Source organism: Mesobacillus persicus (assembly GCF_900109925.1).
Lineage (GTDB): Bacteria > Bacillota > Bacilli > Bacillales > Cytobacillaceae > Mesobacillus_B > Mesobacillus_B persicus.
The window spans coordinates 400,545-415,292 of the sequence record NZ_FOBW01000002.1 but is presented as its reverse complement, the minus strand read 5'-3'; the positions used below and the strand labels follow the sequence as shown (position 1 = coordinate 415,292).

Annotated in this window: 13 protein-coding genes; 10 read left to right on the top strand and 3 right to left on the bottom strand. The window is 40.1% G+C overall.

Features of this window, described 5'->3' with window-relative positions; translation table 11 throughout:
* The first annotated feature begins 98 nt into the window (after positions 1-98).
* From BMX30_RS04675 to murC, 5 genes are all read left to right on the top strand, one after another.
* Positions 99-602, top strand: coding sequence for a hypothetical protein (locus BMX30_RS04675; RefSeq protein WP_090741674.1), 504 nt, complete (start codon positions 99-101; stop codon positions 600-602).
* Between the two features lie 206 nt (positions 603-808).
* The gene (locus BMX30_RS04670) at positions 809-1,126 is read left to right on the top strand and encodes a thioredoxin family protein (protein ID WP_090741672.1); all 318 of its coding nucleotides are present in this window, start codon (positions 809-811) and stop codon (positions 1,124-1,126) included.
* Position 1,127: 1 nt separating this feature from the next.
* A complete protein-coding gene (locus BMX30_RS04665; RefSeq protein WP_090741670.1) occupies positions 1,128-1,922 on the top strand; it encodes a DUF1444 domain-containing protein in 795 nt (264 codons plus the stop codon).
* Positions 1,923-2,328: 406 nt separating this feature from the next.
* A complete protein-coding gene (locus BMX30_RS04655) occupies positions 2,329-5,124 on the top strand; it encodes a DNA translocase FtsK (RefSeq protein ID WP_280139936.1) in 2,796 nt (931 codons plus the stop codon).
* A 191-nt stretch (positions 5,125-5,315) separates the two neighbouring features.
* The gene (gene murC / locus BMX30_RS04650) at positions 5,316-6,614 is read left to right on the top strand and encodes a UDP-N-acetylmuramate--L-alanine ligase (protein ID WP_090741666.1); all 1,299 of its coding nucleotides are present in this window, start codon (positions 5,316-5,318) and stop codon (positions 6,612-6,614) included.
* 55 nt (positions 6,615-6,669) lie between these two features.
* Here murC and BMX30_RS04645 read toward each other — a convergent pair whose 3' ends face one another.
* Positions 6,670-7,785, bottom strand: a complete 1,116-nt coding sequence (locus BMX30_RS04645; RefSeq protein ID WP_090741664.1) for an aminopeptidase — start codon at positions 7,783-7,785, stop codon at positions 6,670-6,672.
* Between the two features lie 176 nt (positions 7,786-7,961).
* On the opposite strand from BMX30_RS04645, the gene BMX30_RS04640 reads away from it, so the two are divergent.
* From BMX30_RS04640 to ccpA, 5 genes are all read left to right on the top strand, one after another.
* Positions 7,962-8,441 (top strand): DUF948 domain-containing protein, encoded by a 480-nt coding sequence (locus BMX30_RS04640; RefSeq protein WP_090741662.1) that lies wholly within the window; start codon positions 7,962-7,964, stop codon positions 8,439-8,441.
* A 113-nt stretch (positions 8,442-8,554) separates the two neighbouring features.
* Complete coding sequence (locus tag BMX30_RS04635; protein ID WP_170843792.1) at positions 8,555-9,010, top strand: YtxH domain-containing protein; 456 nt, start codon at positions 8,555-8,557, stop codon at positions 9,008-9,010.
* Positions 9,011-9,099: 89 nt separating this feature from the next.
* The gene (gene ytxJ / locus BMX30_RS04630) at positions 9,100-9,426 is read left to right on the top strand and encodes a bacillithiol system redox-active protein YtxJ (protein ID WP_090741657.1); all 327 of its coding nucleotides are present in this window, start codon (positions 9,100-9,102) and stop codon (positions 9,424-9,426) included.
* 280 nt (positions 9,427-9,706) lie between these two features.
* On the top strand, positions 9,707-10,783 hold the full coding sequence (locus BMX30_RS04625) for a bifunctional 3-deoxy-7-phosphoheptulonate synthase/chorismate mutase (RefSeq protein WP_090741655.1): 1,077 nt from the start codon (positions 9,707-9,709) through the stop codon (positions 10,781-10,783).
* A gap of 460 nt (positions 10,784-11,243) precedes the next feature.
* The gene (gene ccpA / locus BMX30_RS04620; protein ID WP_090741653.1) at positions 11,244-12,245 is read left to right on the top strand and encodes a catabolite control protein A; all 1,002 of its coding nucleotides are present in this window, start codon (positions 11,244-11,246) and stop codon (positions 12,243-12,245) included.
* A gap of 670 nt (positions 12,246-12,915) precedes the next feature.
* On the opposite strand, the gene BMX30_RS04615 is transcribed toward ccpA, so the two are convergent.
* On the bottom strand, positions 12,916-14,100 hold the full coding sequence (locus tag BMX30_RS04615; protein ID WP_090741651.1) for an acetoin utilization protein AcuC: 1,185 nt from the start codon (positions 14,098-14,100) through the stop codon (positions 12,916-12,918).
* The gene (locus BMX30_RS04610; protein WP_090741649.1) at positions 14,097-14,744 is read right to left on the bottom strand and encodes an acetoin utilization AcuB family protein; all 648 of its coding nucleotides are present in this window, start codon (positions 14,742-14,744) and stop codon (positions 14,097-14,099) included. The genes BMX30_RS04615 and BMX30_RS04610 overlap by 4 nt, the downstream gene beginning before the upstream one ends.
* Positions 14,745-14,748: the final 4 nt, after the last annotated feature.

Genomic DNA, 14,748 nt, shown 5'->3' with positions numbered 1-14,748 from the left:
ATCTTAGGGATATTTTAAAGGATTGGGGTTGTCACTAGTTCTATCGTAGCGGTATTATAGTATGAGGATTGCTGGTCCGAATAAAGGAGGAAATCGTTATGAGATTATTCGGCTCAAAGGCTTTATTCATTATCATTACCGTGTTATTCCTAGCTGCATGTTCGGCTCCTTTTGAGGAAGTAATTGGGGAAACGAATGAGGCTGTAGAACAAGAGTTTAATGAAGAACCAGATAAAGTTAATAATGATAATGAAGATATAGACTATCGTTTGCCCTTTGGTGTTGAAATAGAAGAAGAAACTCCCAATAATATATTGCTTAAAAATGGATCAAGGACCTATATTTTATTTTACAACCAGCATGAGGATAGTGGGAGCAGGGTCGTCTATGAATCGACACTTAAGCAACAGGCAGAGTGGGACGCAAATGAAACCTTTGAAAAAGATGGGGAGTTTGGCTATTTGTTAGTGAAGACACTTGAAGAGGGTGTTTATCAGATTGTAACGGGAGTCGGGGGCGTCAAATTGACAACTGAGTCTAAGAATCTAAAGTCCGATGCTGTTACAATGATGAGTATAGCTAATTCAGTTAACATAAAGTAACGTCAATTTCAGGTGGCGCTACAAATGTTGAAGGTAAATAAAATGTTGTCAGGCGTGAATTCATCCGAATTCACGCCTGATTTTTGGTGAACGGACTTGACCGTTATTCTAATCTCATCAAGGAGATAGAAAATCAGTTTGTTTTCTTTTTTATTCTAGCAGGTTTAAAATGAATGGACAGGATATTTTAGAATGGGGGCATTACCTTGAAAAAACTAGAATCCATTGAACAATTCAATACGATAAAAAATAACGGAAAACATCTCTTTTTATTCTCTGCTAACTGGTGCCCAGATTGCAGATTTATTGATCCGTTTCTACCTGAACTAGAACAGAAATTTAATGAATTTACTTTTGTTTATATTGATCGAGATGAGCATATTGACCTTTGCGTCGAATTAAATGTTTTTGGAATCCCTAGTTTCCTTGCATATAAGGACGGAGAAGAACTTGGGCGTTTTGTAAGTAAGGAACGAAAGACACAAGAACAAATCGAAGAGTTTATTGGAGGGCTAGATAAATAATATGGATAGTAAGAAAATGAGAAAAGAACTAGAACAAAGGCTAAAACATCCAGACAGGAATTTTATTTTTGATCGAGAGAAGGATCAACTGCGCATTGAGAATAAGCAAACCGGCAGTGGAATCACCGTTTCCCTACCTGGGATTATCGCAAAATGGAATGAACAGAAGGAAAAAGCGATTGACGAAACCGTTTATTATGTGGAAGAGGGGCTAAACGCGATGAAGGGAGAAGCGACATTCTCCGGACAAGAACGTAATATCTTCCCGGTTATTCGCTCAACCTCTTTTCCGGATGAAGCCGAAGAAGGAGTCCCGTTTTTCTTTGACAACCATACGGCCGAAACTCGCATATACTATGCACTTGATATGGGAAAGACGTATCGTTTGATTGATAAAAAGGTTATCGCAAAGGAAGGATGGGAAGAAAGCCAGATAAGAGAAACAGCATTATTTAATTTGAGATCCCTTTCTGCTGATTTTAAAAAGGATGAGGTAGCTGGCAACCTCTTTTACTTTCTAAATTCAAATGATGGTTATGATGCAAGTAGAATCCTAAATGAACGATTATTGAATACCATGGCCGACCAGGTTGAAGGATCATTGGCCATTGCAGTACCCCATCAAGATGTGTTAATTATTGCTGATATTCGCAATAACACCGGGTATGATATTCTTGCCCAAATGACGATGAGCTTCTTTACCAGTGGACGGGTACCAATCACTGCCTTATCGTTCCTATACGAAGATGGTGAACTTGAGCCGATTTTTATCCTAGGAAAAAATAAAAAACAATAACTTAATTTTAAAGGCCTATTTCTCAAAGATTGTTGTTCTTAAATAAAAGCTTTTCGTAGCAGTAGTGGAATGGAGCGGAAGACACTTGACTCCTGCGGGATGAAGAGGAAAGGTCGAGACCCCACAGGCGGAGCCGAGGAGGCTCGACTTCCTCCCCGCGGAAAGCAAGTGTCTGGAGCGCAATGGAACGGACTTGTTAATCTTTTATCTTCTATAAAAAACAACATAGTATTCGAAAAAAGCCCTGTAAATAGGGCTTTTTCATTTATCGTGTGGGCCTAAAAAATGTGAGTTATGACCTATTCTGTTAACTTTGTCTCCAAAGACGGCCAATAACTGTTAAAATAGGGAGGATATAAGGATAGAAAGAGTGATAATGTTGAGTTGGATTAAGAGGCTTTTGCAAATGTTCACTGGGGAGGAAGAGGGGGAAAGAAATGAACCCAATTCCATTAGGAAGAACATAAATGAGGGGAAACAGCGCCCGTACCCAGAACCAAACCAGTCTGAAGTCAAAAAAGATGTGGATGCGAGAGTACTGTATAAATATCCTAAAGGTCAATTTAAATTTCCGCTAATTCCTGATGAAAGAGTGGAAAGACGCACCGAGACTAAGACAAACACAAACACAAACACAAACAAAAACACAAACAAAAACACAAACATGAAAAACGAGAAAAAAACGGATTGGCGTTATGAAGAAACACCTGTGAATGAAAAGAAACCTGATAACGAACCGGTCCCGCTAAAACCGAAGGTCGATCCGCCCACACTACCAAAGGTTAATGTCAATCGCCAGCCGTTTCGCCGAACAGAAACACCTTCACCCATTTTTGCTTTTAATAGGCCAAAATCTGACGATGCTATTGAATACGAATTAAATGGGTTTATCAAGGATGTTTCCGAAGTAAAATCGTCGATAGATATACCTGAACAAAAGAAAGTGGAGATCACAGGTGAGAAACCAGAACAAAACCCTCCCCTGTTCTCGAGCGAAGAAGTGGATACTGAACGTTTGGTAATAGCCGACGAAACGTTCGAAGGATATTCTAATATGGGTTCAGATGCCGAGTTTAACCTTATTTCAAAATCTGAACAACCACCGGCTATTCAGGAAGAAGAATTAGAGAAATTCGCAGGTATTGTTGAAGAAGAAACAGTAGAGGAATCCGTTGTCATGGTTAAGGCAGAGGAAAAAGAGGAGCCCATTGTCTCGGTAGAGGATACTACAAATGAAGGAGCAGCCTTCAAAGCTGAGGAGCCCGCTGCAATAATCGAAGAAGAAATAGTGGGAGTGCCTATTGCCAAATCCCATGAAGAGGAGCCCTCTGATATTCCAGTAGCAACAATAAAGGAAGAAGAGAGGACAGAAGGACCACAGTTATTTTTCGAACATGGAACAGATGAAATCTCGTCCATTAAAGCTGAAAGAGAAGCAGGAATGAAGGAGTTCTTTAGTACAAATGAGGCAATTAACGAAAAACCCTTGACAGTATCAGATGCTGCATCAAGGGAAAAAGAAATGGCGTCTCATTATCCTGATGTACCAGTAGCGGCGGCATTAGAGCCTACAATAGCTGAGCCTAAAAAGAAACAGTTGCCTTTTAATGTATTGATGCTAAAACAGGATAAGCGAAAACTCGAGGAACGAAAAACATGGTCAGGACAAAAGAGAGAGAAGCCTTCAGCTCTAGTTCATTCTCCTAAACAGAGTGAAATAAAGAATAGTGATGAACAGGTAACCGAGAGTGTAAAGGAAAAGGATAAGGAACAAGCTACTTATCAGTTTCCTCCCCTAGATCTTCTCCAACCGCCTGTTATCGTTGAGGCGAGCGAGGATTGGTTATTTAATCAGGAGCAACTTTTAAACGAAACATTGAAAAATTTCAATGTCGGAGCAAGGGTGGTTAATGTTGCTCAAGGTCCTTCAGTCACCCGTTTTGAGGTCCAGCCTGAGCCCGGAGTGAAAGTAAATAAAATTACGAATCTCTCTGACGATATCAAGCTAAGTCTTGCAGCTAAAGATATTCGGATTGAGGCGCCAATCCCTGGCAAGCATACTATTGGAATCGAGGTTCCAAACGAAACAAGCAGACCAGTTCTTCTAAGCGAGATTGTAAGAACAGATGGTTTCAGTGAAAACCCCTCTGCTCTCGCTGTTGCTCTAGGTCTCGACATTGCAGGTACCCCTGTTGTGACAGATTTAAGGAAGATGCCGCATGGACTAATTGCGGGGGCAACTGGTTCTGGAAAAAGTGTTTGTATCAATACAATGCTTGTTAGTCTGTTATACAAAGCGCATCCGGACGATGTGAAACTACTTTTAATTGATCCTAAGATGGTTGAACTGGCACCGTATAACAACATTCCTCATCTTGTCAGTCCTGTTATAACTGATGTAAAAGCAGCGACAGCTTCGTTAAAGTGGGCTGTTGAGGAAATGGAGAGGCGTTATGAACTCTTCGCTCATACAGGTGTGAGAGATATCAATCGGTTTAATGAATTAGCGATTGAGCATAAACGATATGCAGAAAAATTACCGTATATCGTGATAGTCATTGATGAGCTTGCTGATTTAATGATGATGTCCCCAGCTGATGTTGAAGAGGCTATCTGTCGAATCGCTCAAAAGGCAAGGGCATGTGGAATTCACCTTATTATCGCTACTCAACGACCGTCTGTCGATGTTATCACTGGCTTGATCAAGGCGAATGTCCCAACAAGAGTGGCCTTTTCCGTATCCTCTCAAGTTGACTCTCGTACGATTATAGACATAAGTGGAGCAGAAAAACTTCTTGGACGTGGAGATATGCTATTTTTAGAAAATGGGTCTTCGAAGCCATTTCGCTTACAAGGAACTTTTGTTTCCGACCGGGAAATCGACGAAATAGTTGCCTTTGTCCGAAACCAGAGAAAACCTGAGTTTTTGTTTGAACAGGATGAATTAATAAAAAAATCCCAAGTGACAGAAGACGAAGATGAACTCTTTTATGAAGCTTGTTCATTCGTAATTGAGCAGGGAGGAGCTTCAACATCAAGCATTCAGCGGCGCTTTAAAATAGGTTATAATCGAGCGGCAAGGTTGATTGATATGATGGAGGATAACGGGTTTATTTCTGAAGGACGTGGCAGTAAACCAAGGGATGTGCTCATTTCCACAGAGGAACTAGACTCCTTTCAGGATCATCAATCGCTAACTTAAATACATGGATACGCTTAACCCAAAATACGAATATTAGGTAAAGAAATAGTTTTTGTGTTTGAAAAATGATATAATGTTTCAATATTCGAGATTGTAATTAAGGAACGTTTTGTCTAAAAGCTTTATATGAGCAATTTACGATTATCGTCATATACTGTGTTACATACAGACGTTTGTTGGAGGTTCTTTATATGACTATTTACCATTTTGTAGGTATAAAGGGGTCTGGTATGAGCGCACTTGCTCAGATTCTCCATGATATGGACTATCAAGTACAGGGCTCTGATGTCGAGAAGCATTTTTTTACCCAGATTGCCCTTGAACAATCCGGAATAAAGATCCTTCCGTTCAATAAGGATAATATACAGCCTGGAATGGCCATCATTGCAGGAAATGCTTTCCCAGACACACATGACGAAATTCAGCGAGCAATGGAGCTAGGCCTGCCTATAGTTCGTTATCACCGCTTTTTAGGTGACTTTATGGAAAACTTCACGAGCGTGGCAGTTACCGGTGCTCATGGAAAGACCTCGACGACCGGGCTCCTCTCGCATGTGATTAAGGGTGCAAAACCCACGGCCTTTCTCATTGGAGATGGTACCGGAAAAGGTGATAAAGAAGCAGAGTATTTTGTATTTGAAGCCTGTGAATATCGCAGACACTTTTTGTCCTATTTTCCTGACTATGCCATTATGACTAATATTGATTTTGATCACCCAGATTACTTTGCCAATTTAGAAGATGTTTTTTCTGCATTCCAAGAAATGGCTTGGCAAGTTAAAAAGGGAATTATCGCCTGCGGTGATGACGAGCAGCTTCAAAAAGTGCAGGCAAAAGTTCCTGTTGTTTTTTACGGGTTTGCTGAGGAAAATGACTTTCAGGCTAGGAATGTAGTGAAGTCAACAGAGGGGACTACCTTCGATGTATTTGTACGGAATACTTTTTACCATACGTTTTCGATTCCAGCCTATGGTGACCACAATGTTCTAAATGCTCTTGGGGTCATTGCCCTCTGCAATTATGAAGGAATTGATGCTAAAATCATCGAAGAGCAATTACAAACCTTTCAAGGCGTTAAACGAAGGTTCTCAGAAAAAGAAATTGACGGACAAATTATTATCGATGATTATGCTCATCATCCTACTGAAATAAAAGCCACTATCGAAGCGGCTAATCAGAAATATCCGGACCGTGATATCGTTGCGGTTTTTCAGCCTCATACCTTTTCAAGAACACAAACTTTCCTTCAAGAATTCGCTGATAGTCTTAGTCAGGCAGATCAAGTCTATTTATGTGAGATTTTTGGGTCAGCTAGAGAAAACCACGGGAAGTTGACTATTGAGAATTTGCAGGAGAAAATAGAAGGTGCTGAAATCATCACCGAAGAGGATACTTCGATTCTCAAGAAACACGAGAATGGGGTTATAATCTTTATGGGTGCCGGAGATATTCAAAAATTCCAAGAAGCTTATGAAAAACAATTGAATTAAAAAAAGAGGATGCGAGCTCACTTCGCATCCTCTTTTTACGTATTATGTGCTTGTATCATTTAAGATTTTCTGGATTTAATGCTTCCAGTTCAGGTAAGACAAAGCGGCCATCTTTCCGAATGAGGACATCATCAAAATAAATCTCTCCACCACCATACTCCGGTCTTTGGATGTTTACCATATCCCAATGAATATTCGAGTGGTTCCCATTAGAGGCATCGTCATAACATTGACCTGGAGTGAAGTGGAAACTTCCATCGATCTTTTCGTCGAACAAGATGTCCTGCATCGGGTGTTGAATATAAGGATTGACACCAATGGCAAATTCACCTATGTATCTAGCGCCTTCATCCGTATCAAAGATGTTATTTATACGCTCACTGTCATTAGACGTTGCCTCAACAATTTTTCCATCCTTGAAGGTAAGGCGGACGTTTTCAAAAGTAAAGCCTTGATAAGGTGACGGTGTATTATAGGTTATTGTCCCATTTACTGAATCACGAACAGGGGCCGTGAATACTTCTCCATCGGGAATATTCGCTTCCCCAGCACATTTAATTGCTGCGATATCCTTGATGGAAAACGCTAAATCCGTACCCGGACCAGTAATTCTAACTTTATCTGTTTTATCCATTAATGCAACGAGGCTATCCATTGCTTGGTCCATTTTACTATAATCAAGGTTGCAAACGTTAAAATAGAAATCTTCGAACCCTTCTGTACTCATCTTAGCAAGCTGGGCCATAGAACTGGTTGGGTACCGAAGAACAACCCATTTAGTCTTAGGAACTCTAATATCCCTATGTACTTTTTTACCAATAGTATTTCCTTGAATCTTCATTTTCTCATCAGGTACATCCGCGTGTTCATTAATGTTGTCACCAGATCTAAGCCCAATGTATGCATCCATTTTACTCATAACATTGGCTTCAAACTCGGCGATCATATTGAAATGCTCATCCTGTGCTCCAAGTAAAAGGGAGCGATCAACCTGCTGGTCTTTTAAAAGAACAAATGGATAGCCTCCGGCAGCGTATGCTTCCTGAACCAAAGCAGTGACAAGTTCCCGTTGAAGCCCAAAATTCTCGATAAGTACTTTTTCTCCTTTCTCCAATTTCACTGAATAGTTGATTAAGTTTTTGGCTAGCTTATTAATTCGTGGATCCTTCATCGTCTGTAACCTCCCATTTATATGAAAACATAGTATAATTGTACCCGATTTGACTGGATTTTGCTTCCTGATATCCTTATGATTAAGAGAGGGGGAAATGGGAAGTATGAATGCTAAGAGTTTTATACCTTTTATACTAGGGTAATGGTTTATTAATGCAAACGGAGGTGCAATAGGTGGAACTAATTCTTTACTTAAGTGCTGCATTAGCAGCAATAGCTTTTTTTATTCTTGTCATTTATTTGGCGAAAACATTAAAATCACTCCAAGCAACACTAAATAGCGTTGCTCATACACTCACGGGTCTAGAAAAACAACTCGACGGTGTCACACGCGAGACAACTGAATTATTACATAAAACAAACACACTAGCAGAAGATATCCAACAAAAGTCTGAAAATCTAAATTCAGTCGTCATTGCGGTGAAGGATGTTGGGTCTTCTGTCCAACGTTTTAACCACACCATTCAAAACATAACTGCGAAAGTAGAACAGCAGGTCGATAAAAATCAGGATAAAATTTCGCAAGTTGTGCAATGGAGCAATGTCTTTTTGGAGTTAAAGGAAAGGTGGCAAGCAAGAAAAACTAGCTCTTCCGACCATCACTTAGAAGGTGAGCAGATTCTTGCGAGACAACGCGAACGAGCAAACCATTAATAGAAGCTCTCTTTTCTCAAAACTTTTATTCCGCACAAAATTGCTTAAACGGTTTTAGGATTGTAAAACAATATCTTTACGAAAAAAAGCCTAATAATATGAGGTGAATGCAGATGTCAAGCAGAGAATTGAATGGGAAAGAGGAAACAAAAACGAATTCACGCGATTTCATCGTTGGAGCATTCTTGGGAGCTTTGGCAGGTGCTGCAGCGGCCTTGCTGTTAACTCCGAAGTCCGGTAGAGACTTGAGATCAACGATTAATGGACAAACCTCCTCTATCCTAGATAGAACTGATGAAATAAAAGGTAAGGCGATTAGCAAGAGTAATGAATTCGCTTTAGCGGCCAAAGAAAAGGCGAATACGGTTGTGAATTCCATGTCCCAACAATCAAGTGAGTTATTAAAAAAGGTTAAAGAACAACGTCAATTTGACGAAACGGATATCGAGGCCCAAGCGGCAGAGGAGAGCCAGCCTCGGTCATACGTTAGTACTAGTGAGGAAATCCAAAGAAAACTGGAAGAGACACAAAAAGCATTCGATGAAACTGAAATGAAATTAAATCATTAAAGTTGGCAAACTAAATGGTGAAGTGATAAGCTTACTTCATCATTTAGTTTTTTATTTTGGAAACTCAACCAGTTAAGGAGTGAAACAATATGAACAAAATTGATTCCATTGAAGAGTTTGACAAGCTTACTGAAGAGGAGAATCCATTTTTCTTTATGAAACATAGTTTAACTTGCCCTGTCAGTCAAGCCGCGTTTGACGAGTTTGAAAAATATGCAGGAAATAGTGAGGTCCCATGTTATTACCTTGCTGTACAAGAGGCAAGGCCGCTTTCTAGCCATATTGAAGAAACATTTCATGTAAAGCATGAATCTCCGCAAGCGATTTTATTTACAAAAGCAAATGTTGCTTGGCATGCATCCCATTGGAAAATTACAAAAAAATCGTTAGCGACAGCTCTTGAAGAAAACCAATAACATCCATGTTTATGGGTGTTTTTTACTATCAAATAATTTTCTGTTTAAGGTCATGTATTGACTTTAAAATAGGTTGACTGGAACTGAAAGTTAGTGCGTGGAGTCGAAATCAACATCACGTAAACCTACATAAATGTTTAAAACATAACGCTTTAGCGCTTAAAAGCGTCTAATTAATAAAGAAGTTCGTGACAAAACAAACGAATTCAGATATAATTACCCTAATTATAGAAAATGCAGTACATTCTGAATAAACATAACTTGAAGGGGCGGGAAAATAATGAGCAATATTAAGCTAGATCAGCTAAGAGAGCGCGTTGATGAATTAAACCTACAACTGCTTTCACTTATTAACGAGAGAGCATTGCTAGTACAGGAAATTGGAAAAGCGAAAGAAACTCAAGGTGTTCATCGCTATGACCCGGTGCGGGAGCGTGACATGCTTGACCTAATTAAAGAGAATAATAGTGGGCCATTTCAGAATTCCACTGTTGAACATATTTTTAAGCAAATCTTTAAGGCGGGTCTCGAACTTCAAGAGAACGATCATCGTAAAGCATTGCTCGTTTCAAGAAAGAAAAAGCCGGATAATACGATTGTTGAGGTTAAAGGCGTTAAAATTGGTGATGGCAGTCAACAATTTGTCTTCGGTCCATGTTCTGTTGAATCCTATGAGCAAGTAGCAACCGTTGCTGCAGCTGTAAAGGAAAAAGGCTTCAAATTACTTCGTGGCGGTGCCTACAAGCCTAGAACCTCTCCATATGACTTCCAAGGGCTTGGCCTAGAAGGATTAAAAATCCTTAAAAGGGTTGGCGATGAGTTTGATATGGCGGTTATTAGCGAAATCGTTCACCCAAATGATATTGAAACGGCTGTAGATTATATTGATGTAATCCAAATTGGTGCACGTAATATGCAGAACTTTGAACTTTTAAAAGCAGCAGGTGCCGTTAACAAGCCAGTTCTACTAAAAAGAGGTCTCTCAGCTACAATTGAGGAATTCATTAACGCAGCTGAGTACATTATGGCACAAGGAAATGGACAAATTATCCTTTGTGAGCGAGGCATTCGAACGTACGAAAAAGCCACAAGAAATACTTTAGATATTTCTGCTGTACCAATTCTGAAGCAGGAAACTCACTTGCCAGTTATGGTCGATGTAACTCACTCTACAGGGAGAAGAGATTTACTTCTACCAACAGCAAAAGCAGCTTTAGCTATTGGCGCAGACGGTGTTATGGCAGAAGTTCATCCAGATCCGGCTGTCGCGTTGTCTGATAATGCTCAGCAAATGGACCTTAAGCAATTTGACGAATTTGTTCAATCACTCCGGTCTTCCGCGTTTGTGCAAATATAAATTCTTTATCTTTAAACCTTCCCACAAAAGTGGGGAGGTTTTTTCACTTTCTTTGTCCTGCAAGATAAAGTGCTAGTTCTTTTTGGCTGTTTTTTGATGTAATGTATTAGTGGAATGGAGCGGAGGACACTTGACTCCTGCGGGAGATAGAGGAAAGGCTGAGACCCCGCAGGAGCAAAGCGACGAGGAGGCTCAGCTTCCTCCCCGCGGAAAGCAAGTGTCCGGAGCGCAATGGAACGGACCAGTTTTATATTTCCCTTCATTAAAAACAACAAAGCCTTATTTTTAAAGAAATATGATAGATTGTCTAACGTTCACATTGCGAGATTGCAATGGATAGCGTATGATTAGATACATAATTGTACTTGTATATAAAATCACAATCTTGCTGATGATTAAACTAGCTGATTATGCTGTAAAATATAAGAAAGCTTGGTTACGGATTAAAGGAGTGAAAGTCATGAATATTACAATATATGATGTAGCAAGAGAAGCAAATGTATCAATGGCAACGGTTTCGCGGGTTGTCAATGGAAACCCTAATGTTAAACCTGTTACTAGAAAAAAGGTAATGGAAGTCATCGATCGTCTAGGCTATCGGCCAAATGCAGTTGCGCGAGGCCTTGCTAGTAAGAAAACAACAACGGTTGGTGTTGTAATTCCTGATATTTCGAGCATTTTCTTTGCTGAACTTGCCAGAGGGATTGAAGATATCGCATCCATGTACAAATATAATATTATCCTTAGTAGCTCAGATCAAAATAAAGACAAAGAGCTCCATTTATTGAATACCATGCTTGGAAAACAAGTGGATGGTATTGTGTTCATGGGTGGGAACATAACAGAGGATCACGTGGAAGAATTCAAAAAGTCGCCAGTGCCTATTGTACTTGCTGGCTCAGTTGAGCAATCAGAGACAGTACCATCAGTAAATATCGATTATCAACAGGCAATCAATGATGCTGTTCAATTAATGATTGACAAAGGCCATAAACGCATTGCGTTTGTAGTGGGCCCTCTATTAGAACCAATTAATAAAGAAAAGAAGCTGTCTGGCTACAGGCAGGCGTTGGAACATAACGGATACGACTATGATGAGGAATTAGTGGTTGAGGGCGACTATACGTATGATTCTGGATTAGAAGCGATTGAAAAGTTATTAGAATCTGAAGACAAACCTACTGCTATCATTGTTGGTTCAGATGAAATGGCTCTTGGAGTTGTTCATGGAGCGGTTGACCGTGGTTATAGCGTACCAGGCGACTTTGAGGTTATTAGTTCCGATAATACAAGGCTAGCGATGATGGTTCGTCCTCAGTTAACAACCATTGTCCAGCCCCTATATGACATTGGGGCGGTCGCTATGAGGCTTTTAACGAAGTTAATGAATAAGGAAGAGGTAGAAGATCAAACAGTGGTTCTACCCCACAGGATTGAATACCGCGACTCGACGAAGAACTAAAGGAAAAACCGCCTTTATGGCTAACGGGTTCCGTTTCCTATCACAAACAATAAAAATGTAAGTTAAAATGAGTGCCAATTTGTATATGAAATTGACACTCATTTGTTATAGGTATAAAGGACATTTTTGATGAAATCACTAAAAAATTCGTATAGGAAATTGCACCTAAAATTGTAGGGTGTACAAGGGCTATTGTACCTCCACAATTTCATCCGCAATTGATATATAATTTATCTTACAAAAAATAAGCGGAGTTTTTCCGGTTATTTTGCAATAACTACATTATGGGGTAAATAAGCGGAGTTTTTCCGCTTAAGTAAAGAAAAATTACCTGTTTTCACGTTGTTTGAGTAAATAGTCGGAATATCTCCGTCTATTTAAGCTATTTTTAGTGCTATTTCCTAAATAGCCGGAATTTCTCCGCTTATTTATCAAACAAAACTGTCCCCAATCAAAAAGAGCGGATAATCACGAAACCACCCTCTATTATCGAGTAAATCAGGCAACTAAACATGGATATTTAAAATGGCTCAGTTAATGAACTGGGCCATTTTATTTTTAGTGAAAATAACAGATACAAAAGGCGGGGGACAAATTGAGCTACATTTTGGATTGCATTTTCAGGTTTTGAGACAGGAAACGAAACCCGTTACATTAGGGCGTTTTTTTGTTATGATCCGGTTTGACCTTCCTGCCTATTCTTATGATTAAGAATGGGAAATAGAGCTTTTTCAACTGTTTGCCTATTTTTCTCGGTAATCTCTTCTTTTCTAGGGATGGGTGGGTATAATGTATCCGGGTCATCCCATTCACGTGGGAGGGTAACTGGACTTTCATCCTGCCAAGTACGAATCCAATCATCCGGTAAACTGCCGTAACAGTTTGAGTTTTCCGTCATTTCCATCCAAATCATCGCCCAAGCTCTTGGAACAACCCGCCAAATATCATAGCCTCCTCCACCAACGGCAATCCATTTACCATTGCAGTACTTATGGGCAATCTTATGGGCTAGCTTTGGAATTTCTCTATATATTCTCATCGTGGCTGAAAGGTGAGTGAGCGGATCAAGGTAATGAGAGTCGGCGCCGTTTTGAGTCAGAATCACATCAGGTTTAAAAAACTCCGCCACTTCTGTTAGTGCATTTGTATAGGCGTGCAACCAAGAGTCGTCTTCTGTAAACGCATCAACGGGGATATTAAAGGAGAACCCATATCCTTTGCCCTGCCCCCGTTCATTGACATTTCCTGTCCCAGGAAACAAATACCGCCCTGTTTCATGAATTGAAAGTGTACATACATTCGGTTCATCATAAAAGGACCATTGTACGCCATCGCCATGATGAGCGTCTGTGTCGACATATAGAACTCGGGCATTATATTTTTCTATAAGATACTTTATGGCAACAGAACTGTCATTATAAATACAGAAACCGGATGCCTTTCCACGAAAGCCATGGTGTAATCCACCGCCCAGATGAAGTGCATGGTCGGCCTTACCAGACATAACCTGGTCTACTGCTGTCAAAGTTCCCCCAACTAGTAAGGAACTGGCCTCATGCATATTTGGGAAGGTAGGTGTGTCCTCTGTCCCAAGACCATACCCTTCTGCAGCTTCTTCTCGAAGAAGACCTTCTCCTGCAAGGCGAACGGCTTCAACATAATTAGGATCGTGGGCCAGGAAGAGTTCCTCATCGGTAGCCTGCCGAGGAGGAATGATATCCTTGTCTGAAATAGCATTAGCCTTCTTCAGTAAATCAAGTGTCAATTTTAAGCGTCTTTGATTAAAGGGATGGTCGTTACTAAATTTATATTTTAGAGAGTCCTCGGAATAGACAAAGACAGAGCGTTTACTCATGAGGAAACACCTGGCATATTAGGCCAGAGAACATGAAAACCAGCTTTTTTTAGATCTTCAATTATATTAATGGGATTCATCGTCTGGACTCTAAAGACAAGAATTTTATAACGATCATCTTTTTGATAAGGATACACTAAGACACTAGAAATATTGGCTTTACGCGCGCTAATAATTGAGGCGACACTATTGAGCATTCCGCCTTTATTGGCAACCTTAACTTCGATTTGGGAGCCAGGTTGATGAGCTCCAGTGAGTGCAATAAGAGTATGAAGTAAATCCGTTTCTGTAACAATACCGACTAGCTTCCGATCGTTTACGATTGGAAGGCATCCAATACTATGTTCGTAAAAGAGTGCGGCTATTTCTTCAACGAAGTCTAGTGGATGGCACGTAATTAAATCGGTTGTCATTAGGCTTTCAAGCGAATTTTCAAGTATTTCAGGGGTTGAGTCACATAAATACCTCGAGGGCATGGCATCCCGAATATCCCGGTCAGTAACCAACCCTACCAATAACTGATTTTCATCAGTAATGGGTAAATGCCTGATTCTCTTCTCCTCCATCAATCGACAAGCATCCTCGATTGTGTGGTCTTTGCTTAGTGTAATCAATTCTGTTTTCATTATTTCTTCTACAATCATGTGG